This is a genomic window from Neobacillus niacini, from assembly GCF_031456445.1.
GTDB classification, from domain to species: domain Bacteria; phylum Bacillota; class Bacilli; order Bacillales; family Cytobacillaceae; genus Neobacillus; species Neobacillus niacini_I.
In genome coordinates, this window is the sequence record NZ_JAVDUQ010000041.1 from 20257 (window position 1) to 42263 (window position 22007).

Genomic DNA, 22007 nt, shown 5'->3' on the forward strand with positions numbered 1-22007 from the left:
TTGTTAAGCTTTGACATTTTGCATACAGCATGATAGGATGCTATCGAAACATAGAGTTAACTCGAAATCTATATCATAAAGAGTAGGAGATAGATGATGAAGACATATTCGATCAGCGAAGTTGCAAAAGAATTGAATCTTACAGTATATACTTTGCGTTACTACGACAAGGAGGGACTTATGCCTTTTGTAGAACGGACACCCAGCGGAACACGATTGTTTAAAGAATCCGATATCGGTGCTTTAAAAGTAATTGAATGTCTGAAATCCACCGGGATGCCTATTAAGGAAATTAAAAATTTCATTGATTGGTGTTCTGAAGGGGACTCCACCTTGCAACGAAGATATGAAATGTTTCTGGAGCGAAAAGCGAATGTAGAAGCACAAATGGAAGAACTAAAAAAAACCATGGAAGTCATCGAGCATAAATGCTTATATTATAAGACTGCAGTGGATGCCGGAACAGAAGATATTCATAAAAATGATAAAATAGAGGTTTCCAATCCTAATTAACAGAGGAGAGCCACCAGTATTTCATACATGTCTATATGAAGTACTGGTGGCTCTGTTTGTCAAAAAATGTTTCATGAACATTCTCCTTGATTTAGAGTTAACTCTAACGTTTATACTTACTCCTATATTTAATGCTTATTATAATTAAAGGAGTTGTTTTTTTGACTAAACGAAATCATTTGTTGATTTTCATATTAACTATAGGAGTATTCGGCATCTTAAATACCGAAATGGGGGTTATTGGGTTATTGCCTTCTATTGCTGATCACTTTCATGTCAGCATATCAAAAGCAGCATTGCTTGTGAGTCTTTTTGCTCTGACTATTGCTGTATCCGGACCAACGATGCCGTTATTGTTTTCCGGGATCAATCGTAAGAAGGTCATGCTACTTGTATTAGGTGTTTTCGTTTTGGGAAACATTGTATCCATATTCACATCTAACTTTACCATTCTATTAATTGCGCGTATCATTCCAGCCTTTTTTCATCCAATTTATTGTTCTTTGGCATTTACAGTAGCTGCTTCCTCGGTAAGTAAAGAAGAGGCTCCAAAAGCTGTTTCTAAAGTATTTATAGGCGTATCTACTGGTATGGTAGCCGGCGTACCGATCGCAAGTTTTATTGATAGTGCCGTTTCGTATGAAATGGCGATGGCATTCTTTGCTATTGTTAATCTTGTTGTATTGATTGCTACATTGATTTTTGTACCAACTATGCCAGTGGAAGAAAGACTTTCTTATGGAACACAACTTTCCGTATTGAAAAAACCTATTATATGGCTTTCCATTGTTACCGTCATTTTGTTAAACTCAGCAATCTTTGGCGTTTATAGTTATCTTGCTGAATATCTAAAAACTGTAACGAATATGTCTCCGAATACCATAAGTTTAACGTTATTCATCTTCGGTGGAGCCAATATGATTGGAAACATTGTTGCAGGAAAGTTGCTTACGCATAGTGCCACCAAATCTGTAGTATCTTTTCCTGTGTTATTGGGTGCTGTTTACATCATTTTTTTCTTCACAGGACAGTTTATGATACCTATGGCAATAATAACTTTAATTTGGGGAATATTGGCTGGAGGAATAATGGCAAATATTAATCAATATTTGATTGCGTCTTCAGCTCCCGAAGCACCTGATTTTGCCAATGGCTTATTTATATCAGCCTGTAACGTAGGAACAACATTAGGTGCAGCAGCAGGCGGGGTATTTATATCAGGAATGGGTACACAATATGTCGTATTGGTCGGTATCCTATCATTGATCCTAAGTTTGGTAACTATTTTAATTAGAAACTACATGTATACTCCTGAGCAACAACTTTCTTGCTAGGAATATTCTTTAAGGGGATCCTTGTTCTTTCTAATAAAATAAGCTTAATGATAAAAAGATATTCACTTCACTCACCATAGGAGGATTCCGCCCGCCTATGGTGTATTTCTTTTATCAACAATGAATAATATTAGAGCCTTAAAAATAAAAGGTTATTGACAAAAAAATTTATAAGTATTATTATTATCTCATATTCAAGATAATTAAATTCAAGATTTATTAAGGGGGGATGAAATTACTGAATGGGAAATGCAATATTTGCCCTTTCGGATATTAATGTAAAAATTTAAAGCAATTCTGATTGAATAAGCGCAATTTTTTTTAGAATTATATCTCGAATTCGAGATAAAATACAAGGAGGAAATAAAGATGATAAATATTGGATTATTAATCATTCGTCTGGTAATTGGAGTATTGTTCATGGGACACGGTGCTCAGAAATTGTTTGGTTGGTTCGGTGGATATGGATTGAAAGGAACCGGTGGATGGTTTGAATCCATTGGCATGAAGCCCGGGATAACCATGGCTCTATTTGCAGGATTAGCAGAACTTGTTGGGGGTACATTGTTTGCTTTGGGATTATTAACACCACTTGCAGGAATTATGATTGCGGGAACAATGGTAATGGCGATCGCGAAAGTGCATGGTGCAAACGGAATATGGGCAACATCAAATGGTTATGAGTATAACTTAACTTTGCTTGCAGTGGCAATCGGTATAGCTTTAGTGGGTCCTGGCCAATATGCTTTAGATGCATTTTTATTCTAAAGTACTTTTACTCATTATAAGCGAACAAAAGAACGTAATTAATCTTGTGACAGGAGTGATTAGGAGATGGAACTTTTAGGACTACATCATGTATCAATATTAACAGGAAAAGCGGAAAAAAATTATGAATTTTATACAAAAATTTTAGGAATGAGATTGGTAAAGAAAACCGTCAATCAAGATAATACAGAATCTTATCATCTTTTCTATGCTGACGCGGAAGGAACCCCAGGGACTGACGTGACGTTCTTTGACATTCCTCATCTTGGAAAAACATACAGGGGAACATCAGATATTTCTACTGTATCACTAAGGGTGAAAAATTCGGATTCATTGTTATTTTGGAAAGATCGTTTTAAACAATACGAGGTTGAACATGATGATATTCAAAAAAGAGCAAATCGTGATACATTGGCTTTCAGAGATTTCGAGGGGACTCGTTTAATCCTTGTAGCCGATAACGATGAAAAAGGTGTGCGAGCAGGGGTTCCTTGGCAAAGGGATGACATTCCATTGGAACATGCCATTATTGGTTTAGGACCTGTAACTCTTACAGTCTCCATTGCAGAACCAACGATCGGTGTTTTAACAGAAGTAATGGGTTTTCGATTTGTCGGTTCCTATCCATCACTTGAGGGGGATTATCCTGATATCTTGATTTATGCAACGGGCGAAGGCGGCAGTGGTGCGGAAGTTCATATTGAAACAAGGACCGATTTGCCAAGAGTTCGCTTAGGTCGCGGAGGTGTTCACCATGTTGCCTTTCGTGTTCCTAATGAGGAAGAATATGAACAATGGGCAGAGCGTTTAAAAGAGTACCGGTTACCGAATTCAGGGAAAGTGGAACGGTATTACTTTAAGGCATTATATTTCAGGGAACCAAACGGCATATTGTTTGAATTATCAACGGATAAACCAGGATTTGCGACAGATGAACCAATGGAAACAATGGGAGAAACACTGGCACTTCCACCATTTTTGGAACCAAAACGAAAAGAGATTGAAGAAAAATTACGTCCATTAATTTTAAATTAAATCTGATTTTCTAGGAGGAATATATAATGAACCATATAAAAGGAATACACCATGTAACAGCGATTACAAGCAGTGCGGAAAAGAACTATGAATTTTTCACGTATGTTTTAGGTATGCGCTTAGTTAAAAAAACCGTAAATCAAGATGATATTCAAACCTATCATTTATTCTTTGCAGATGATAAAGGCAGTGCAGGCACAGACATGACTTTCTTTGACTTCCCTGGCATTCCGAAAGGTGTACATGGTACAAACGAAATTTCAAAGACTTCGTTCCGTGTACCAAGTGATGCTGCACTAGACTATTGGGTAAAACGTTTTGAGCGCCTAGAAGTAAAGCATACTGGTATTAAGGAGCAATTTGGCAAGAAAACTCTTTCTTTCGTTGATTTTGATGATCAAAACTATCAATTGATTTCAGACGAATTCAATAAAGGGGTGGAATCCGGGACACCTTGGCAGAAAGGTCCAATTCCATTAGAATATGCGATTACTGGTTTAGGACCTGTCTTTGTTCGTATTGCGAAATTTGATTACTTTAAAGAAATGATGGAAAAAGTTCTATTATTTAAAGAGACAGATAAGGAAGGGTCATTCCATTTATTTGAAGTGGGGGATGGCGGAAATGGTGCCTCTGTTATTGTAGAGTATAATGCGATTCTTCCTGAAGCCCGGCAAGGATTTGGTACGGTTCATCATGCGGCATTCCGTGTAGAAGATCGCTCTGTTTTAGAAGAATGGATTGAACGAATGAATAGTTTTGGATTCCATACATCTGGTTATGTAAATCGTCACTTTTTTGAGTCATTGTACGCAAGAGTGGCACCGCAAATATTATTTGAGTTCGCTACAGATGGTCCTGGTTTTATGGGTGACGAACCTTATGAAACGCTTGGGGAAAAATTATCTTTACCACCATTCTTAGAGCCTAAACGTGCAGAAATAGAAAAATTAGTTCGCCCAATTGATACAGTAAGAAGTACAGAAGAATTCATCAAAGAATAAAAGGAAAAATATAGCGCATCAACTGGTGAGATGAGTAAGCGTTATGACTTTATTTATGTAGATAAGGACGATTATGGCTCTGGAACATTAGAACGCAAGAAGAAAAAGTCATTTTATTGGTATAAAACGTTTTTGCAACAAATGGTGAGAAGCTTTAATCGAATTTTTCATTACTTTTTAAGAGCTACTAAAGATAGCTCTTTTTTTATTTTATAACCAATATGGAATTATGTTAAAATTAAGAAAATATAAACAAGGGGGATTAAGTAATGAGATTATATTTAGATGTTTTTGAAAATGACCAACCAGCTATTCATTCCTAAGTCGAGGGATGAATTGTTACGATTAAAGTCATGCCTCGTCTTAGGGAAAGTTCATTTAAATTCCCTTTTAAAAAGACGGAGGTATTATAATGAAGCAAAATTTAATTGGAGCAATCTGTTTATCTTTAGCCGCAAGTATGTGGGGCGGTATGTATGTAATCAGTAAATATGTATTAGATTATATTCCACCGTTAACCCTGGTATGGGTACGGTATGTTATAGCGTTTGTTTTTTTGTATATTGTATTAAAAATGACTCAAATAAAAAATGGTAATCGCACCGTTATTAAGAAAAGTGATTGGTTCCTATTAGCTTGGATTGGTTTTATAGGGTACTTCGTATCAATTGCTTTCCAATTCATTGGCACAAAATTATCTGATGCACACACTGGAGCTTTGATTACATCCGCTACACCAGCTTTTATTGTGGTCTTTGCACAATTTATATTAAAGGAAAAACTGACCGTTAGAAAGATTATTTCTGTTTTATTAGCTACATTTGGAGTTGTTATTGTAATTGGTTGGGATACAAAGGTTGGAACTTACTTAACAGGAAGTATCATATTGGTGGGAGCCGCAGTCACTTGGGCGTTATTATCAGTCTATGTAAAGGTTGCTTCTAAACGTCTTTCTTCCTTAACAATAACGACTTATGCTGTATTATTTGCACTTATTTTTACTACACCGGCAATGATATGGGAACTTCAAGCGAATGATGTATATTATCAAAACATTCTAATCATTTTAGGAGTTATTTATCTTGGAGTAGTTTCAACTGCTGGAGCATTTTTTCTTTGGAATAAAGGTATGGATTTAATGGATGCTGGAATCGGCTCATTGTTTTTCTTTTTCCAACCACTTGTAGGTTCTTTTTTAGGATGGCTTTTGTTAAAAGAAAAATTAGACGTGAACTTTTTTATTGGTGGTTTCATCATTATGATAGGTGTCGTGATCGTTACCTTACAAAAGAAAAAACCGATGTAAAGGTTAAGCGCCCGATCTGATAAATAGACGGAAAAATTCCGCTTATTTAGTAATTATTATTAAAAATAGCTTCAATAGGCGGAGAGAATCCGCCTATTGACTCGAAAAATTCTAAAAGGGGAGATTTTCCTTTGCATAACCGGAAAACCTCCCCTTATATACCCCGAAACGAGCTTCATTCTGCATCTAACCGAAAAATCTCCGCTTATTTTACTTATTTAATTGATAAATTAGAGCCTAATTTGATATTTATTTCTTGTTTTGCACCCTAAAACAGAACCTGTTAGTAAAAGCAGGAGGACAGAATTTCTGTCCTCTTTTGTCATTCAACTCCTATGAAAATAAAAACTGAAAAAGGCTGAACCTCTTAAGGCTAAATGTGTAGAGTTAACTTTTCAGCAGTTTTATATAATCCTGCAATAATATACTATAAACAATTAAATTTTAAGAGATATAATTTGCTTGGGCAGTATCTGTGAGAACTGCACCTTGATGGCAACTTACATAAAATAAATGATTTCTGCCTAGATCCGATTGCCGGACCGGGACAGAGGAATGGAACATGTAAAAGAGTATTTTAGATCTTCTGCCTTCAGAAGGATTTTTTTATTAGCTCTTCGAATTGTTTAACCTCTCCCCAAATTAAAGGAGGGAATATGATGAAAAAAACTACAGATTTCTTGAAGATGAAGCAAAGCAATGAAAAGATTGTCATGTTAACAGCCTATGACTATCCTTCTGCAAAACTCGCAGAACAGGGGGGCGTTGACGTCATTTTGGTTGGGGATTCGCTTGGAATGGTGGTCCTAGGTTACGAATCAACAATCCCAGTTACACTTGATGACATGATTCATCACACAAAAGCTGTTAAACGAGGAGCAAAGGATACCTTAATCATTACGGATATGCCGTTTTTAACCTATCATTTATCCATTAGAGATACATTAATCAATGCGGGGAGATTAATTCATGAAACCGGTGCCCATGCTGTAAAGCTTGAAGGCGGCGATAAAGTCATAGACCATATCGCCGCCTTAACAAGGGCAGGCATTCCTGTCTGCTCCCACCTTGGGCTAACACCGCAATCTGTCGGAGTTCTAGGTGGATATAAGGTTCAGGGTAAAGAGGCGTCATCAGCTAAAAAATTGCTGGAAGATGCTAAAAAATGTGAATTGGCAGGGGCATTTGCGCTTCTTCTGGAATGTGTTCCAAGACAACTAGCTGTAGAAGTAACCAAGGCACTTTCGATTCCGGTGATTGGAATCGGTGCTGGATTGGATGTGGATAGCCAAGTGCTCGTCTATCATGACATTTTAGGCTATGGCGTTGAACGGGTCCCTAAGTTTGTCAAACAATATCATTCATTGAATTCGATTATATTGGAATCAATTCAAGCTTATACTGCTGATGTGAAGAAAAAACGTTTTCCTGAAGAGAAACATTCTTTTACGATAAAGGAAGAGGAACTGAGAAGTCTTTATGGAGGCAAGCAATAAATTAATTACAACTTGCTAAAAGGCAGGATTCACATAAAAGTCATTAATCTAGGAGGAAAAATTATGAAATATTTTGTTGTTGATGCTTTTGCTGAAAAAGTGTTTGAGGGAAATCCCGCTGGGGTTTGTATTATGAAGGAATGGCTTCCTGATGAGATCATGCAAAAGATTGCGATTGAAAATAACCTTTCTGAAACGGCATTTGCAGTAAAAGGTGCGGAAAACTATAAGCTTAGATGGTTTACACCAGGAGGAGAAATCAACCTTTGTGGTCATGCAACATTAGCAACGGCTTTTGTCATTATGAACTACTTTGAAAAGCAATTAGAAACCATCCAATTCGAGACGATGAGCGGGGCACTTTATGTAAATAGAAGAGACGATTTATATGAACTGGATTTCCCAACTGTTTCATCAAAGGAGATACCTCTTACTGAACAAATGATTGATGCTTTGGGAACCACACCGGTAGAAACTTATCTGAATAGAGATTTACTACTTGTATTAGAATCAGAAGAAGCGGTAAAAAATATAAGTCCTGACTTTTCAAAACTAGAAAAGCTGCCAGAGGGTCTTGGAGTAATTGTTACTGCCAAAGGAAGTAATTATGATTTTGTTTCAAGAGCATTTTTTCCAAAATTAAAAGTAAATGAGGATCCAGTATGCGGCTCTGCCCACTGCGGATTAATTCCATTTTGGGCAGACAGATTAGAGAAACGTGAAATGGTAGCAAGACAGTTATCCAATAGAGGCGGTACGCTTTATTGTAAGCAGGAAGATACACGAGTCATGCTGGCTGGGAAAGCAGCACTCTATTCAATAGCAGATATATATATTGGGTAAGATTGTAGAGTAAACTTTACCGAATAATCCTGCAATAATATACTATAGGCATTTAATTTGAAGATGTATTATTACATGAGAATACTTGAAAGGAGTTTTTCCTCATGAATATTACATCTTTTTTAATTTACTGTATTATTGTTACTTTTACACAAGGGCCAACTAATATCGTCATATTATCCACCGTGCATCATTTGGGGACGAAGAAGGCACTGGAATATACCTACGGAGCAACGATTGCATTTGGTATATTACTAGTTATTTCCGCTATGTTGAATACGTTGCTGATAACGATCATACCTAAAATTTTGATTGTAATGCAGATCATCGGAAGTTTTTATATGTTCTATCTTGCTTATCAAATCTACAAAGCGGATACATCAAAACCAACGGTAAACCAATCTGGTACCTTTAAATCAGGTTTCCTTATGCAGTTTTTAAATCCAAAGGTGCTCCTTTTTACCATGACTGTCATTCCTAGCTTTATTATGCCGCACTATACCGCAATGCCTGCGGTGACTATAAGTGTTTTCACCATAACGCTTATTGGATTCTTGGCATTTATTACATGGGTTCTTTTTGGTTCAATCTTTAAGAAGTTTTTACAGAATCATAGTAAGATTGTTAATATATTAATGGCTTTGTTTTTAGCTTATTCTGGAATAATGATATGGTTGTAGGGAAGTTAAATAAGAGGTGAATTTAATGGATAAATTTATCTATAAAAAATCAGCAGGTGTTACTGCCTTGTCAGCAAGTATGACTGATTTTACCTATAAAAAGCATTCCCACCAGGAGTATGCAATTGGGGTAACCTTGCGTGGTATTCAACAATATAACCTGGATGGCAGCTTACAATTATCCTATCAAAATGGTGTAATGCTTTTTAATCCCGAACAGGCACATGACGGAATGGCACATGATCATAAGGCAGGACTTGATTATGTTATGCTATATATTGAGCCGCAATTGCTTTTAGAGGTTATGGAGAAAAAGGATATAGTGCTTTTTCCGACCCCTATTGTGTATGATCATAGACTTGAACAAAGAATATTAAGTCTTGCTAAAGCAATATTATGTGAAAAAGATGAGGCAATGTGCAGTGAATTACTCTTATCCCTCACAGATAGCCTTATTCAAACTAATCTTTCTATCGATAAGAAGAAAGATAATGTTCTAATTAGAAAAGCAAAAGAGATGCTACATGCCAACTTAGGAAATGTACTTAAACTTGACGAGATATGTAACGAACTTAATTTATCGAAATTTCAGTTTATCAGATTATTTAAGTCTCATACCGGAATTTCACCATACCAATATTTTCTTAACTGCAAAATAGAACGTGCAAAGCAGTTAATAGAAAAAAATGGAGACATTTATTCAGTAGTAGCGGATTGTGGTTTTGTTGATTTATCTCATTTAAATAAACACTTTAAAAGCGTATACGGAACAACCGCATTTGAATATTTGTCACATATAAATTGAGGAGGAGTTTTGATTTTTAGGAGGAAAAGCTTATGAAAACATCCAATATTATTTTCTTTGAAAGAAAATTCCCAAGCGCAAACATGATCTTGATTAAGGATCAGCTCCCAATCCTTATTGACACTGGTTTTGGGAGTGATACGAAAGAAACAGAACAATTAATGAAAGAAGCAGGCGTATCACCAGAAGAGTTACACCTTATTGTGAACACGCATTATCATAGTGACCATGTAGGAGGCAATTTTCATCTTCAAAAAAATTATGGTGTTAAAATTGCTGCACACAAATGGGATGCTGATTTAATTAATGGATGTGACCCTGAAGCCTGTTGTGCAGATTGGTTAGATCAGCCTGTAGAACCTTATCGAGTCGATAAAAAGCTCAAAGATAACGATGAGATTAATACAGGAAGTAAAACTTTGAAAGTCTTGCACACACCGGGACATACGTTGGGGCATATTTCTTTATATGAACCAGAAGAAGAGATATTAATTAGCGGAGATCTTTTTCACAAAAATGATATCGGATGGTTAAATATTTTTCGAGAGGGTGTTGCATCCATCCAACGTTCTATTGAAAGTTTAGATCGGTTGTCCATGCTCCGGATCGGGCAGGCATATTCAGGACACGGACCTCAAATCGAGAATCCTCTCGCTGCCATTGATGCAGCAAGGAACCGGTATGAAAAGTGGCTCACGATGCCAGAAAAAATTTCATGGCATGCGATCAAGAGGATTTTTTCATTCACATTAATCATAAAAAATGGATTGGCAAAAGAAGAAATCGATAACTACCTACTAAAATGTGGTTGGTTCCAAGATTTTGCACGCTACTCTTTCAAGCATCAGCCAGAAGAATTTATTCAAATCCTTCTCGATGAAATGATTCGTTCCGGTGCAGCAAGCTGGCACAATAATCATTTAATCGCAGTCACCCTACACCAAGCACCACAAAAGAAATGGATGAGTAAGAACATAAAACCAAGAGATTGGAAACCTCAAGATTTTCTCACATAACTCCAGACCCATACTTCACTGACGATCAGTCTCTTTTTTACTTACAAAGCGGGATAGTTGAATATTATTTTATATTTTTTTAATATTCCGATTTCTATTGCCCAAACAGTATAAAACATTGAGGGGGAAATTTATATGCCATTAAAAGTAGGAGATATCATTACGTTTGAACGGATGTTTACAGTTAGGGATGTTGAATTATTTACAGAGATTTCAGGTGACGAAGGGATTCATCATATAACCCCTGATGAACAGGGGAGACTTGTCGTTCAAGGGTTATTAACGTCAACTTTACCAACAAAAGTAGGTGGGGATTATAACGTACTGGCACGTACAATGAATTTTGAATTTTTAAGACCTGTGTTTACGGGAGATACAATCATTTGTGAAGTTATAATTGAAAAATACGAAAGGCAAGAAAATAATAGAACAGCTATTATTGCATCCTTTTTATGCAAAAATCAGAATGAAAAAGAAGTATTAAAAGGGGATTTTTCAGGTGTAATACTTTAAATCCTATACTCTCTTTAACTAAAGTGGTACTATCCTTAAAGAACAGGCTTCTTAAAATACTTCCTTTTTCTAATGGGAGTTAGTTGAATAAGACATACAAAAAGACCAACTATGGTCTTTTTGTTTTGGTGAAAAAACAACAATATCAGAGCCTATCAATAAGTGTGCTTACAGCTATATTCATTATTGGAGCCACAGATGAAGAAAACTATAAATTTCAACTATGAACGAGATATTGAAGTATAATATCAATTCATATGTGCATTCAATTAAGGAGTTTAGTCCAATATAAAAATAGTAAACACAAAGAAGGGGTTTTGGGTATGACAACATTTCATGAAATGGGCATTAGTGAACCTATTCAAAGAGCAATTACGGATATGGGATTTGAAGAGGCATCTCCTATTCAAGAGAAAGCCATTCCCGTAGCTTTGACCGGTAAGGATATTATTGGTCAAGCACAAACAGGTACAGGAAAGACGGCTGCCTTTGCGATTCCGATTTTGGAGAAAGTGGATACAAACAAAAAATATGTTCAGGCGATTGCAATTGCACCGACAAGAGAATTAGCTATTCAAGTTTCAGAAGAAATCAATCGGCTATCGAAATACATGGGCATAACTTCTCTCCCTATTTATGGAGGGCAGTCTATAGATCGTCAAATCAAGGCATTAAAAAAGGGACCTCACATTATTACGGGAACACCTGGAAGACTTTTGGATCACATTCAACGTAAAACGCTGAAGTTAGACCGCATCTCGATGGTGGTTTTGGATGAAGCGGATGAAATGTTAGATATGGGCTTTCTGGAGGATATCGAACGAATCCTCAAAGAGACCCCAAAAGAAAAACAAACTTTGCTGTTCTCTGCAACCATGCCCAAACCGATACAAAATCTTGCGGAAAGGTTTATGAACGACCCAGAGTTAGTAAAGATGAAAGCGAAGGAAGTTACCTCGCCAACTGTAAAGCAAATTTATTATGAGGTTAATGAACGAGATAAATTTGAAGTGCTTTGCCGTCTGCTTGACGTGGATAACCCAGAATTAGCGGTGATTTTTGGAAGAACAAAAAGACGCGTGGATGAATTAAGTGATGCATTGAATAAAAGAGGATATCTTGCTGATGGCTTGCATGGAGATTTAAATCAACGACAGCGGGATGTTGTGATGAATAAATTCCGTGAGGGAAACATTGATATTTTAGTTGCGACCGATGTGGCTGCGAGGGGAATTGATGTTTCAGGGGTTACCCACGTCTACAATTTTGACATTCCTCAAGACCCGGAAAGTTATGTTCACCGAATCGGCAGAACGGGGCGAGCAGGTAAGACAGGGTTAGCTATTACATTTGTGACACCGAGGGAAAAGGGGCAGATTCACAGTATTGAAAAAGCATCGAAAGGGCATATCGAGCGTAAATCAATACCGACAGTAGCAGAGGCAATGGAGTCTATTCAGAAAGCGGCAGTAGAAAAGATGATTCAATTGGTTGAAGAGGAGGATTACAAACAGTTTAAGCAAGCTGCAAGCGAATTGCTCGATCAATACGATTCAATAGCATTAGTTTCAATTGCTTTGAAATTGTTGTCGAAGGAACAGAGGGATGTTCCCGTTCAGCTAACCTCCGAGGCACCGCGATATGCCAATAAACCAAAGGAACAAGAGAAACCAAGGAGAAACTATAAAGGGAATAGGGACTTTGGGGGAAAAAGGGGAAATGGTAAACGGAAAAAAACTTCCACGTCCTCTCAGAAAAAAGAAAGGATTATGAAATGATTAAAAGGAGGAATAATAGGGTGAATTTATGAGGAAAGCAAAAGGAAAAGGTGGAACAGGGAGAGGAACAGACAAAAAAGGTTGGAATCGTTGGCAAGCTAGTGCAAACAAAAAAAAGAGTGCAAAACCTTATATAAGTAAAGGTACAAAAAATACGGATGTTGAAAATGACCCCACAAGCAATAGTTAAAGTCACTTATCCGAAATATAGAGAATGCTGAATAAATATAATTATTTAATGACCAAAGTGTGCGAGCTCCATTTAAGGAGTTCGCTTTTTTCTTTTTCAGCCAGCGGGGAGATTTTGCTTTCTTTATTGAGGGGGGGTAATTTGATAATTGTCACAATTTATTTTTCTAAGTTTTTTTTAAAAATGGATGGTTTTTTTATGTGAAATTGCTCTTTTAAAAAGCCCCTTAAATACAACATTCATTTTCCAGAGTCATGCCAAACTTTGGCATTCCATATAATAGGGAATGTAAACAACAATGCTGGAATAAACTCACAAGACTGATAGAGGGTTAAAATTACTGATCGGTAGAAGGTGACAAATATGGAAGCCATCATCCTAGCTGCTGGATACTCCAGCCGAGCGAATGCATTTAAGTTGACGTTGCCACTGGGGCAAATGACCGTCTTGGAGCAAACAATCTCTAAATTTGAAGGAATATGCAGCAGGGTCATCGTCGTAGCCGGGTTTCAGTCGGAAATCATCCAAGAGGAAATCGCAAAAATCAGCTGTAAGAATGCCTATTCTTTTCAGATCAATTTTGTTTATAATGAAGACTTTGACCAGGGAATGTTTCGTTCCATTCAAAAGGGCTGCAACGAAGTAAATGCCCCAACCTTCTTTATAACCCCCGGAGATTGTCCGCTTGTTAAAAAAGAGACTGTTCAGCTAATAGCAGAAAACAAAGGGAACGTAGTTATTCCCAGCTTTAACTATAAAGGTGGCCACCCCATCAAATTATCAAGCGAAGTGAAACAGAAAATTCTCGAAACTAATCCAGAAAGTAATTTGCGTGAGGTCCTGGGCGGTTTCGAAAAGAAATACATGAATGTAGATGATCCGGGAGTACTAATGGATGTTGATACGCTGGAGGATTTCCAAAAAGCCATTAATTATTATCAAGCTTAAATTTCTCTAGTTCCCCTAAATAAAAATACAATGAAAAACTACGAAATTCTTGAATAAAATTAATCATAAAATATTATTTTCATTTATAAAATCGTAGGAAGAGGTTTTCTATTCATCATATGTCCCCTTTTAAAAAACGAGTCGAAGGGTGTTGTTGCAATGAGTCTCAAAGACATAAGCACCTCAGTGCCCAAAAAGGACCATAAAGGTAAAGTATCGGGCCAGTTGCCCTATATAAGTGACGTGAAAGTGGAAAATATAGTTTACGGTGTTTTGTTTCGGTCGCCCATTGCTTACGGAAAAATCATATCCATTCATTTACCAAACCTTCCGGACGGCTATGAAGCGGTTGGAGCAGAGCATATCCCCGGTCCGAATTATGTAAAAATTATCAAAGAAGATCAGCCCATTTTTGCCAATGAGTGGGTCCATTATATTGGAGAGCCGATACTCATGCTCGTTGGAAAAGACCTGGATATTCTGTACAGTTTGTTAACTGAAGTGAAGATCAAATTTGAAGAACATCAGGCGATTTATACTTTAGAGGAAGCAATTAAACAAAAATCAGCAGCCGCAAGTTTGGCTAGCTATGAATTTGGGGAAAGCCTGGAGACCATTTCCACAATCGAGCAAGGAGCCTTTCAAATAATCGAAGAAGAATATGATACGGGTTATCAGGAGCATGTCTACCTAGAACCACAAGGAATGCTCGCCATTTATAAGGAGGATGAAATTGTCGTCCAGGGATCGATGCAATGTCTTTATTATATAAAAAATGCATTGCTTAGTGCTTTAGCCTGTGGTGAAGATGAAGTCAGAGTGGTTCAAAGCCCTACCGGTGGAGGTTTTGGCGGCAAAGAAGAGTTTCCTTCGATGATGGCTTGTCACGTTGCCGTTGCTGCAAAAGCGGTCAAAAAATCGGTGATGCTCGTGTTCGACCGTTCAGAGGATATGCTGGTAACGACAAAAAGGCATCCAGCCAAGATCAAATATCGAACGGCCCTAGATCAAGATGGAAATATTTTGAGCATGTGTGTCGACCTCTTTCTCGATGGCGGAGCGAATGAGGGATTGAGCTCTGTCGTGCTTCAGCGTGCATTATTAAACAGTGCCGGAGTATATAAAATTCCGCATTTTCATGCAAAAGGCTTTGTCTTAAAAACGAATACCGTTCCGAATGGCGCCTTCAGAGGATTTGGTGCGCCACAAAGCTTTGCCGGAATCGAAAGTCATATGGGACATCTTAGTAAACTGGCAAACATCGATCCACTTGAATATAAACGAAAATACCTCGTCAAACAAGGTGACCCCACCATTACCAAAGGAAAATTCCGTGACCCAATATTAATGGAAGAAATGATTGAGGATTTGGTAAACAAATCCGACTACAAAAAGAAAAAAGAGGAGTTTCAGCGTTTAAATCAACAAAGCCAGCGCTATAAAAAAGGTATCGGAACCTCGTTGTTCCTCCACGGCTGTGGCTTTACGGGCAGTGGCGAAAGAGATCATATTAAAGCAACGGTGAAACTCGTTAAATCAAACGACGACAAGGTAATGCTAAAAATCTCCAATTCTGATATGGGACAAGGAATATATACAACTCTTAGTAAAATTGTCGCTAAAGAACTTGACCTCTCGTTTGATAGAGTTTTGTACCCGATTCCCGATACAAAAGAGGTGCCCGACTCCGGTCCGACCGTTGCCTCTAGGACGACGATGATTGTAGGAAAATTGCTTGAACGGGCCGCAAAAAAACTGAAGGCACTGTGGCAAATAGGGGTCGAACAGGAAGTAGTCGAGAATTATGTTCACCGTGAAATGATTCCTTGGGACGAGAAAAACTTCACTGGCGATGCCTACCCGGCTTATTCATGGGGGGGCAATATCGTTGAAGTAGAAGTTGATACGTTAACAGGAAATGTAAAGTTAGAAAAAGTGTACGGCAATTATGAAGTGGGGAAGGTCATCGATGAACGGATTATGAAAGGCCAAATTGACGGCGGTTTGGCTCAAGGGTTAGCGTACGGTTATCTAGAAAAGATGACGTCAAAACAAGGCAGAATCCAACAAAAAAGCATATCGGATTATGGTCCACCGACTTCATTGGACGTTGTTACAATTGAAAGTAAGGTCTTCGATAACCCTTATGCTGATGGTCCTTACGGGGCGAAGGGCGCAGGTGAATTGACGTTAATCGGCGGCGCTCCAGCAGTCCAAGCGGCGATTGAGGATGCTCTAAACACTTCATTTCAGCAAATTCCGATTACACCGGAAGTTATTATTGAAAGTCTTTGGAAGAAAGAGGGGGAAGAGGGTTGATTAAATTTACACTAAATGGAAGAACGGTAGAGACTGACGCCCCTGCTACAGTAAGATTACTAGATTTATTAAGAGATGAGTTTGGGTTAATCGGAACAAAGGAAGGCTGTGGTGAAGGGGAGTGCGGAGCCTGCAGTGTTTTTGTGAATAACCTCCTGCAAAACAGCTGCCTTATTCCCATTGGCTCGATTGCTGGCGCCGATATTCAAACGATCGAAGGTATAATTGAAACGGAGCAATTTAAGATTTTAGATGAAAGCTATTCTATTGCCGGGGGAGTGCAATGCGGCTATTGCATTCCGGGGATGATTATGGCAAGTGCAGCTTTGTTATCAAAAAATGCTCATCCTTCAGAGGCTGAAATTCGTGAAGGAATTTCCGGAAATCTGTGCCGATGTACAGGCTACAATATGATTGTAGATGCGATTAACCTAGCAGCTAAAAAAGGGGACGGCTTATGGCAGAAAAAATAGCCGCGTACCGTTTCGATTGTTTAGACCAAACCTTGAGCCAATTGAATCGAGAAGACTGTGCCATCATCGCCGGCGGCACCGATGTCATGGTTCTTCATAAAAGTGGTAGGGGAGTCCCTCCGAAAATCCCGAAACCGATTGTTTTTATTGATCATCTTTCCGAATTAAAGCAGGTACATCAAAATCACAAGGATCTCCACATCGGGGCCTGCTGTACCTATAGTGAATTACTTGAACATCCTTTAATTCCTTTTGTCTTAAAGAAAGCCATTCAAACCATTGCTGCCCCGGCCATTCGAAACCGAGGAACATTAGGTGGTAATATTTGCAACGCCTCTCCAGCCGGTGACACGCTTCCTTTATTATATGTATACAATGCAAAGCTTCTGTTGCGCTCCGTAAATGGGAATCGCATCGTTACGATTGCTGATTTTATTCAAGGTCCACGACGGATTCAACGCTTTCACAATGAAATCGTAGCGGAGATTATTCTTCCATCCGTTTTAGAAGAAGATGCTCAGGTTGTTTTTGAGAAAGTCGGCAACCGGAATGCAGATGCCATTGCCAAAGTATCGTTTGCGGGTTTCATTAGGATAAACAAAAATCGAATCGATGACATTTGCTTGGTCTTCGGGGCGGTCGGACCAACGATGGTTCGTTCCCTTGATATTGAGAAGATGGTGGTTGGAAAAACGATCCCATTGGCAGATGCAGACATCGCAACGATAGTGGCAGCATTCGAAAAGATTATTCGGCCAATCGACGATCAACGCTCCACTGCGGCTTACAGAAAAACCGTAGCGTTAAATCTTTTACGTTATTTTCTTAGCCTGAAGCACGATCATACGAATTCACTTTCTTAAAAAGGGGGGGAGATCTTCATGCAGCTGATGGAAAAAGTAGCCTTGTTGACACGTCAAAATGAAACCTTTGCTTTAGCCATGATTATTGAATCAAAGGGTTCCACTCCCAGGCATATAGGAAAAATGATTGTTTACCGTGATGGTACGATTGAAGGGACTGTCGGAGGGGGCTTGGCTGAACACTATGTGATCAAAGAAAGTGTAAAGGCGATCCAAAATGGCCAATCGAAAATCGTTGAATATAAATTGAATAAATACGCAAAAGACGGGATCGACATGGATTGTGGCGGGACGTTACGGATTTTTATTGAAGTGTATACCAGCAGGCCAGAACTCGTTCTGGTTGGAGCCGGTCATTTAGGCTACGCGGTGGCAAAGCTTGCTGATTTCCTTGAATATCCCTATTGCATTGTCGATGATCGTGTGGGTTATTGTACAAGGGAACGCTTTCCTCATGCGGCTAACCTTTATGTGAATGAAGATATTGAAAAGGCTTTGCTCGCAGCCAATCTAAATGAAAAGTCCTATGTGGCGATTTTTACAAAAGATTGTGATGATATTTCCTTAAAAACTGCACTACAATTTCCGTGTGCCTATATTGGAATGATCGCCAGTAAACGTAGGGCCATCCATGTATTTGAAAAACTAAAAAGTGAAGGGGTCACGCCAGAACAATTGGAACAGGTCCATTCTCCAATCGGATTGAAAATTGGCTCAGAAACATCACAAGAAATTGCTATCGGAATTATCGGAGAAATCATCAAAGTCAGCAGGGAAAAGTGACCAGGGGGACGGTTCCTCTGGTTTTCTTATTGGAAAAATATAGAAAGGTTAGCCGTTGTTTTTCCCTCCCTCTCCGATAGTTGTTACTTTTTTCATAAAAAACATATCGATTATTTTTTGAAAATTAATTTTAATTTATCTTTTATTGTTTTTTGATGATTTATGCCCGCACACTCGTGACTTCAGTCGTGAGTTAGGGCATATTTTTTGTGAAAATAAAAAGCGTTTTACAGGACAAGCGTTCTGGTTTTTGGTAAAATATTCCTAACAAATAGAGGTGAGTCAAATGGCAAAAAGAAAAACAACCAAAGAAAAGAATGAAGAATTAGCTAAAGAAGGTAAAATTTTACGCCATTATGGGCTCAAACTCCGATTAGAACCAAACAAAAAACAAAAGGAACAAATTCATCAAACAGCTGGATGTTCTCGTTTTGCCTTCAATTTCTACTTAGGCGAACGAAAAGAAGTGTATCGACTAACTAATGAAACATTAAGTGTGGGTGATTTTAAAAAGTCTTTTAATGGCTTAAAAGAACATCCACTGTTTAATTGGTTGAAAAAAGCTGATAAATTCGCTTTAGAAACAGCAATGGAATCTGTGGAAGATGCCTTTCAACGTTTTTTTAAAGGTCAAAATGGATTCCCAAAATTCAAATCCAAACATAAATCTGAACAAGGTTATACAACCAAAGAAACCAATGGAAATATTAAATTAGATATTCAAAAACAAATGGTTCAATTACCAAAGTTAGGGAAAGTGAAAGTTCATCTTTCCAAGAAACATCGTCAGATGTTTCAAAATGGTTTAATAGCCAAAATTAAGACCGCAACCATTAAATATCATAGTAGTGGTCAATACTACGTTTCATTAAAAATAGTAGAAATTATCGTTTGTATGAAACAAGTGATTTTTCTAAAATTCCTGATGACCAAATTATTGCTTTGGACTTAGGATTATTACATTTTTATATCGATTCCAATGGTAAAAAAGTAGATAATCCAAAGTTTTTAAAAACAAAACTCAAGAAATTAGCGAAGCTACAACGTCAGTTAAAAAACAAAAAGATTGGGTCATCCAATAATAAGAAATTACAAAAGAAAATCAGCAAATTACATCTGCATATTGCCAATATGCGTAAAGACTTTTTACATAAAGAATCTCGTAAACTAGTGAACGAAAACCAAGTCATTGTTTTAGAAGATTTAAATGTAAAAGGTATGATTAAAAATAAAAAGTTGTCGAGAAGTATTGCAGATGTTAGTTGGTCTATGTTTAAAACGTTTGTTTCCTACAAAGCTGATTGGGCAAATAAAAAAGTCATTCCTGTGGACCGTTTCTTTGCTTCTTCTAAGCAATGTAATGGTTGTCATGAGAAGAACACGATGTTATCTCTTTCTGATAGAGAATGGATTTGTCCAAATTGCGGAACGAAACATGACAGAGATGTGAATGCTGCAAAAAATATTAAAGAAGAAGGTATTCGTATTTTAAACGAACTATATGCTAGTTCAGAAGTAGCCTAATTTTTAATTAACATATGTATTTTTTCCCCACCGTAGGAACTACGGGTTGTGCCTGTCAGCATCTCAAGATGCTGTTTGTCGAGCTTTTGGGCAATGGAGGGAGTGTAAGACGCTATATAGTGTGGTGCAGTTCCCAATGAAGCAGGAATCTCGTGACTTCAGTCATGAGAGGTTCAAAAATTTGTATTCATTCATTTTTTAAAGTGATGGAAGTCGAAGACGAGATAATTGGAAACAAGCAATGGAACGATTATAATCGGAGGAGATTACAAAAAACGGGAGGGGATTTGAAGTGCCACATTTATTTATTCGAGGAATAACAGTTGAGCAAGTTAAAACCATTAGTAAACCACTTGTACAGGAATTAGCAGATCTTTGTGCCTGCGGAACGGACAATTTTACGCTGGAGATTGTCCAATCTACCTTTGTTTTTGATGGAAATGAGGTGCCGGGATATCCATTTATTGAAGTGAAATGGTTTGAACGGGGGCAGGAAATTCGGGACGCATTCGCGAATATTGTAACGAAACAGGTTCAGTCACTCGGGATCCCGGAAGTGGAAGTTGCTTTTAGTACTTTTAAAGAGTCTGATTATTATTTCAATGGGAAGAGTTTTGCTGAAGTATAATCTTTATAAAACGGGGGGAAATGTATGTATCCGAATATTTTAAGACATCCTGGACCAACTCCAATTCCTAAAAAAGTAGAACTGGCCATGGCCCAGGATATGATTAGCCATCGTACGGAGGAATTCGTCAATTTATATCAAGAAACAACTCACCGTGTGAAACCTATTTTCGGGACAAAGCAAGATATCTTGCTTCTGCCATCAGGGGGGACAGCTGCGTTAGAAGCGGCAGCGGTAAATACCGTTTCTCCAGGAGAAGAAGTAGTCGTCATCACGGTTGGCGCCTTTGGTGATTACTTCGTTTCAATTTGTGAGAAATACGGCTTTCATGTACATAAGCTTGTAAAGAATTGGGGCGAGGCTTGTACGGAAGTAGACCTGATTGAATTTTTGAAGCCTTTATCCAACATTAAAGCCGTTTTTGCGACTTATAATGAAACTTCTACCGGGATCTTAAACCCTATCGATAAATTGGGCGAGGTGGTGCGCACTTATACTGATGCTCTTTTTATTGTCGATGGAGTGAGCTGTCTTGGCGGTGCCCCTGCCGAAATGGACCAATGGGGCATCGATATTTTCGTGACAGGATCACAAAAAGCGATTATGCTTCCACCGGGTCTAGCTCTTTTAAGCGTAAGTGAAAGGGCCTGGAAAGTGATCGAGACAAATCGGACACCCTCGTATTATTTAAATTTAATGAGCTATCGTGAGTGGGCTTCAAAAGGGATGACACCTAACACACCTGCGATTTCATTGATTATGGGACTTTCAGCAGTATGTGACTTAATTGAAGAGGAGGGCGGATTTTCAAAAACCATCGAACGACATGAAGTAATGAAAAATATGGTACGTGAAGCCATGAAGGCCCTTTCAATTGGATTATTGACAAGTGATGAGTTTGCCTCGCCAACGATCACGGCTATCCAAACACCAGAAGGATTGGAACTTTCCACCTTCTTAGGACATTTAAAGAAGAAATATCATCTTGATTTTGCCGGCGGGCTTGGCCATCTGCAAGGTAAAATATTCAGGTTTGGGCATATGGGCTATTGCTTCCCGAGCGATATTCTTGAGGCTGTTTCCCTTATCGAAGCAGGATTACAGGATTTTTCCTATCCATTTGAACCTGGTGCGGGAGTGAGAGCGGCACAAAACGTTTTCTTATCTGCACGAAGAAAGTAATAAGAT

Annotated in this window: 24 protein-coding genes; all 24 read left to right on the plus strand. The window is 38.1% G+C overall.

Annotated elements, in window-relative coordinates; all coding sequences use genetic code 11:
* The first annotated feature begins 96 nt into the window (after window positions 1-96).
* The 24 genes from J2Y67_RS23985 (at window position 97) to J2Y67_RS24100 (ending at window position 22001) form a co-directional block, all read left to right on the plus strand.
* The gene (locus J2Y67_RS23985) at window positions 97-513 is read left to right on the plus strand and encodes a MerR family transcriptional regulator (RefSeq protein WP_310178030.1); all 417 of its coding nucleotides are present in this window, start codon (window positions 97-99) and stop codon (window positions 511-513) included.
* A gap of 161 nt (window positions 514-674) precedes the next feature.
* A complete protein-coding gene (locus J2Y67_RS23990; protein WP_310178032.1) occupies window positions 675-1847 on the plus strand; it encodes an MFS transporter in 1173 nt (390 codons plus the stop codon).
* Between the two features lie 369 nt (window positions 1848-2216).
* A complete protein-coding gene (locus tag J2Y67_RS23995) occupies window positions 2217-2615 on the plus strand; it encodes a DoxX family protein (RefSeq protein WP_310178034.1) in 399 nt (132 codons plus the stop codon).
* Window positions 2616-2681: 66 nt separating this feature from the next.
* Complete coding sequence (locus tag J2Y67_RS24000; RefSeq protein ID WP_310178035.1) at window positions 2682-3650, plus strand: ring-cleaving dioxygenase; 969 nt, start codon at window positions 2682-2684, stop codon at window positions 3648-3650.
* 26 nt (window positions 3651-3676) lie between these two features.
* Window positions 3677-4654 (plus strand): ring-cleaving dioxygenase, encoded by a 978-nt coding sequence (locus J2Y67_RS24005; protein WP_310178036.1) that lies wholly within the window; start codon window positions 3677-3679, stop codon window positions 4652-4654.
* A 30-nt stretch (window positions 4655-4684) separates the two neighbouring features.
* The gene (locus J2Y67_RS24010) at window positions 4685-4870 is read left to right on the plus strand and encodes a family 1 glycosylhydrolase (protein WP_396954135.1); all 186 of its coding nucleotides are present in this window, start codon (window positions 4685-4687) and stop codon (window positions 4868-4870) included.
* A 196-nt stretch (window positions 4871-5066) separates the two neighbouring features.
* The gene (locus J2Y67_RS24015; protein ID WP_310178037.1) at window positions 5067-5960 is read left to right on the plus strand and encodes a DMT family transporter; all 894 of its coding nucleotides are present in this window, start codon (window positions 5067-5069) and stop codon (window positions 5958-5960) included.
* A gap of 659 nt (window positions 5961-6619) precedes the next feature.
* Window positions 6620-7456 (plus strand): 3-methyl-2-oxobutanoate hydroxymethyltransferase, encoded by an 837-nt coding sequence (gene panB, locus J2Y67_RS24020; protein ID WP_310178039.1) that lies wholly within the window; start codon window positions 6620-6622, stop codon window positions 7454-7456.
* A gap of 63 nt (window positions 7457-7519) precedes the next feature.
* Entirely contained in the window at window positions 7520-8299 is a 780-nt protein-coding gene (locus J2Y67_RS24025; protein ID WP_310178040.1) for a PhzF family phenazine biosynthesis protein, read from the plus strand.
* A gap of 104 nt (window positions 8300-8403) precedes the next feature.
* Window positions 8404-8979 (plus strand): LysE family translocator, encoded by a 576-nt coding sequence (locus J2Y67_RS24030; RefSeq protein WP_310178043.1) that lies wholly within the window; start codon window positions 8404-8406, stop codon window positions 8977-8979.
* 25 nt (window positions 8980-9004) lie between these two features.
* Entirely contained in the window at window positions 9005-9784 is a 780-nt protein-coding gene (locus J2Y67_RS24035; protein ID WP_310178045.1) for an AraC family transcriptional regulator, read from the plus strand.
* A 32-nt stretch (window positions 9785-9816) separates the two neighbouring features.
* Entirely contained in the window at window positions 9817-10800 is a 984-nt protein-coding gene (locus J2Y67_RS24040) for an MBL fold metallo-hydrolase (protein ID WP_310178046.1), read from the plus strand.
* A 135-nt stretch (window positions 10801-10935) separates the two neighbouring features.
* Window positions 10936-11313: a hotdog domain-containing protein gene (locus J2Y67_RS24045; RefSeq protein ID WP_310178048.1), complete on the plus strand. Its 378-nt coding sequence runs from the start codon at window positions 10936-10938 to the stop codon at window positions 11311-11313.
* Window positions 11314-11636: 323 nt separating this feature from the next.
* Window positions 11637-13091 (plus strand): DEAD/DEAH box helicase, encoded by a 1455-nt coding sequence (locus J2Y67_RS24050; protein WP_310178051.1) that lies wholly within the window; start codon window positions 11637-11639, stop codon window positions 13089-13091.
* Between the two features lie 28 nt (window positions 13092-13119).
* Complete coding sequence (locus tag J2Y67_RS24055; protein ID WP_310178053.1) at window positions 13120-13281, plus strand: DUF3934 domain-containing protein; 162 nt, start codon at window positions 13120-13122, stop codon at window positions 13279-13281.
* A gap of 363 nt (window positions 13282-13644) precedes the next feature.
* On the plus strand, window positions 13645-14229 hold the full coding sequence (locus tag J2Y67_RS24060; protein WP_310178055.1) for a nucleotidyltransferase family protein: 585 nt from the start codon (window positions 13645-13647) through the stop codon (window positions 14227-14229).
* Between the two features lie 159 nt (window positions 14230-14388).
* A complete protein-coding gene (locus J2Y67_RS24065; protein WP_310178056.1) occupies window positions 14389-16548 on the plus strand; it encodes a xanthine dehydrogenase family protein molybdopterin-binding subunit in 2160 nt (719 codons plus the stop codon).
* Window positions 16545-17021, plus strand: coding sequence for a (2Fe-2S)-binding protein (locus J2Y67_RS24070; RefSeq protein WP_310178058.1), 477 nt, complete (start codon window positions 16545-16547; stop codon window positions 17019-17021). The genes J2Y67_RS24065 and J2Y67_RS24070 overlap by 4 nt, the downstream gene beginning before the upstream one ends.
* Window positions 17006-17884: an FAD binding domain-containing protein gene (locus tag J2Y67_RS24075; RefSeq protein ID WP_310178059.1), complete on the plus strand. Its 879-nt coding sequence runs from the start codon at window positions 17006-17008 to the stop codon at window positions 17882-17884. Before J2Y67_RS24070 ends, J2Y67_RS24075 begins: the two co-directional genes overlap by 16 nt.
* 18 nt (window positions 17885-17902) lie before the next feature.
* Window positions 17903-18667, plus strand: coding sequence for an XdhC family protein (locus J2Y67_RS24080; protein ID WP_310178061.1), 765 nt, complete (start codon window positions 17903-17905; stop codon window positions 18665-18667).
* 286 nt (window positions 18668-18953) lie between these two features.
* The gene (locus tag J2Y67_RS24085) at window positions 18954-19619 is read left to right on the plus strand and encodes an RNA-guided endonuclease TnpB family protein (protein ID WP_310178063.1); all 666 of its coding nucleotides are present in this window, start codon (window positions 18954-18956) and stop codon (window positions 19617-19619) included.
* Entirely contained in the window at window positions 19559-20191 is a 633-nt protein-coding gene (locus J2Y67_RS24090; protein ID WP_310178065.1) for an RNA-guided endonuclease InsQ/TnpB family protein, read from the plus strand. The genes J2Y67_RS24085 and J2Y67_RS24090 overlap by 61 nt, the downstream gene beginning before the upstream one ends.
* Before the next feature lie 292 nt (window positions 20192-20483).
* Window positions 20484-20819 carry a DUF1904 family protein gene (locus tag J2Y67_RS24095; RefSeq protein WP_310178068.1) on the plus strand — a complete coding sequence of 112 codons (336 nt, stop codon included), beginning with the start codon at window positions 20484-20486 and terminating at the stop codon, window positions 20817-20819.
* 24 nt (window positions 20820-20843) lie between these two features.
* Window positions 20844-22001, plus strand: coding sequence for a pyridoxal-phosphate-dependent aminotransferase family protein (locus tag J2Y67_RS24100; protein ID WP_310178070.1), 1158 nt, complete (start codon window positions 20844-20846; stop codon window positions 21999-22001).
* The last annotated feature ends 6 nt before the right edge of the window (window positions 22002-22007 follow it).

Excerpts from the sequence above, each read along its gene's own strand:
- J2Y67_RS24080 (WP_310178061.1), top strand. The coding sequence starts at position 17,903 with ATGCAGCTGATGGAAAAAGTAGCCTTGTTGACACGTCAAAATGAAACC.
- J2Y67_RS24060 (WP_310178055.1), top strand. The coding sequence starts at position 13,645 with ATGGAAGCCATCATCCTAGCTGCTGGATACTCCAGCCGAGCGAATGCA.
- J2Y67_RS24035 (WP_310178045.1), top strand. The coding sequence starts at position 9,005 with ATGGATAAATTTATCTATAAAAAATCAGCAGGTGTTACTGCCTTGTCA.
- J2Y67_RS24100 (WP_310178070.1), top strand. The coding sequence starts at position 20,844 with ATGTATCCGAATATTTTAAGACATCCTGGACCAACTCCAATTCCTAAA.
- J2Y67_RS24030 (WP_310178043.1), top strand. The coding sequence starts at position 8,404 with ATGAATATTACATCTTTTTTAATTTACTGTATTATTGTTACTTTTACA.
- J2Y67_RS24005 (WP_310178036.1), top strand. The coding sequence starts at position 3,677 with ATGAACCATATAAAAGGAATACACCATGTAACAGCGATTACAAGCAGT.
- J2Y67_RS24050 (WP_310178051.1), top strand. The coding sequence starts at position 11,637 with ATGACAACATTTCATGAAATGGGCATTAGTGAACCTATTCAAAGAGCA.
- panB (WP_310178039.1), top strand. The coding sequence starts at position 6,620 with ATGAAAAAAACTACAGATTTCTTGAAGATGAAGCAAAGCAATGAAAAG.
- J2Y67_RS24040 (WP_310178046.1), top strand. The coding sequence starts at position 9,817 with ATGAAAACATCCAATATTATTTTCTTTGAAAGAAAATTCCCAAGCGCA.
- J2Y67_RS23985 (WP_310178030.1), top strand. The coding sequence starts at position 97 with ATGAAGACATATTCGATCAGCGAAGTTGCAAAAGAATTGAATCTTACA.
- J2Y67_RS24065 (WP_310178056.1), top strand. The coding sequence starts at position 14,389 with ATGAGTCTCAAAGACATAAGCACCTCAGTGCCCAAAAAGGACCATAAA.
- J2Y67_RS24075 (WP_310178059.1), top strand. The coding sequence starts at position 17,006 with ATGGCAGAAAAAATAGCCGCGTACCGTTTCGATTGTTTAGACCAAACC.
- J2Y67_RS23995 (WP_310178034.1), top strand. The coding sequence starts at position 2,217 with ATGATAAATATTGGATTATTAATCATTCGTCTGGTAATTGGAGTATTG.
- J2Y67_RS24025 (WP_310178040.1), top strand. The coding sequence starts at position 7,520 with ATGAAATATTTTGTTGTTGATGCTTTTGCTGAAAAAGTGTTTGAGGGA.
- J2Y67_RS24055 (WP_310178053.1), top strand. The coding sequence starts at position 13,120 with ATGAGGAAAGCAAAAGGAAAAGGTGGAACAGGGAGAGGAACAGACAAA.
- J2Y67_RS24015 (WP_310178037.1), top strand. The coding sequence starts at position 5,067 with ATGAAGCAAAATTTAATTGGAGCAATCTGTTTATCTTTAGCCGCAAGT.
- J2Y67_RS24000 (WP_310178035.1), top strand. The coding sequence starts at position 2,682 with ATGGAACTTTTAGGACTACATCATGTATCAATATTAACAGGAAAAGCG.
- J2Y67_RS24045 (WP_310178048.1), top strand. The coding sequence starts at position 10,936 with ATGCCATTAAAAGTAGGAGATATCATTACGTTTGAACGGATGTTTACA.
- J2Y67_RS24085 (WP_310178063.1), top strand. The coding sequence starts at position 18,954 with ATGGCAAAAAGAAAAACAACCAAAGAAAAGAATGAAGAATTAGCTAAA.
- J2Y67_RS24010 (WP_396954135.1), top strand. The coding sequence starts at position 4,685 with ATGAGTAAGCGTTATGACTTTATTTATGTAGATAAGGACGATTATGGC.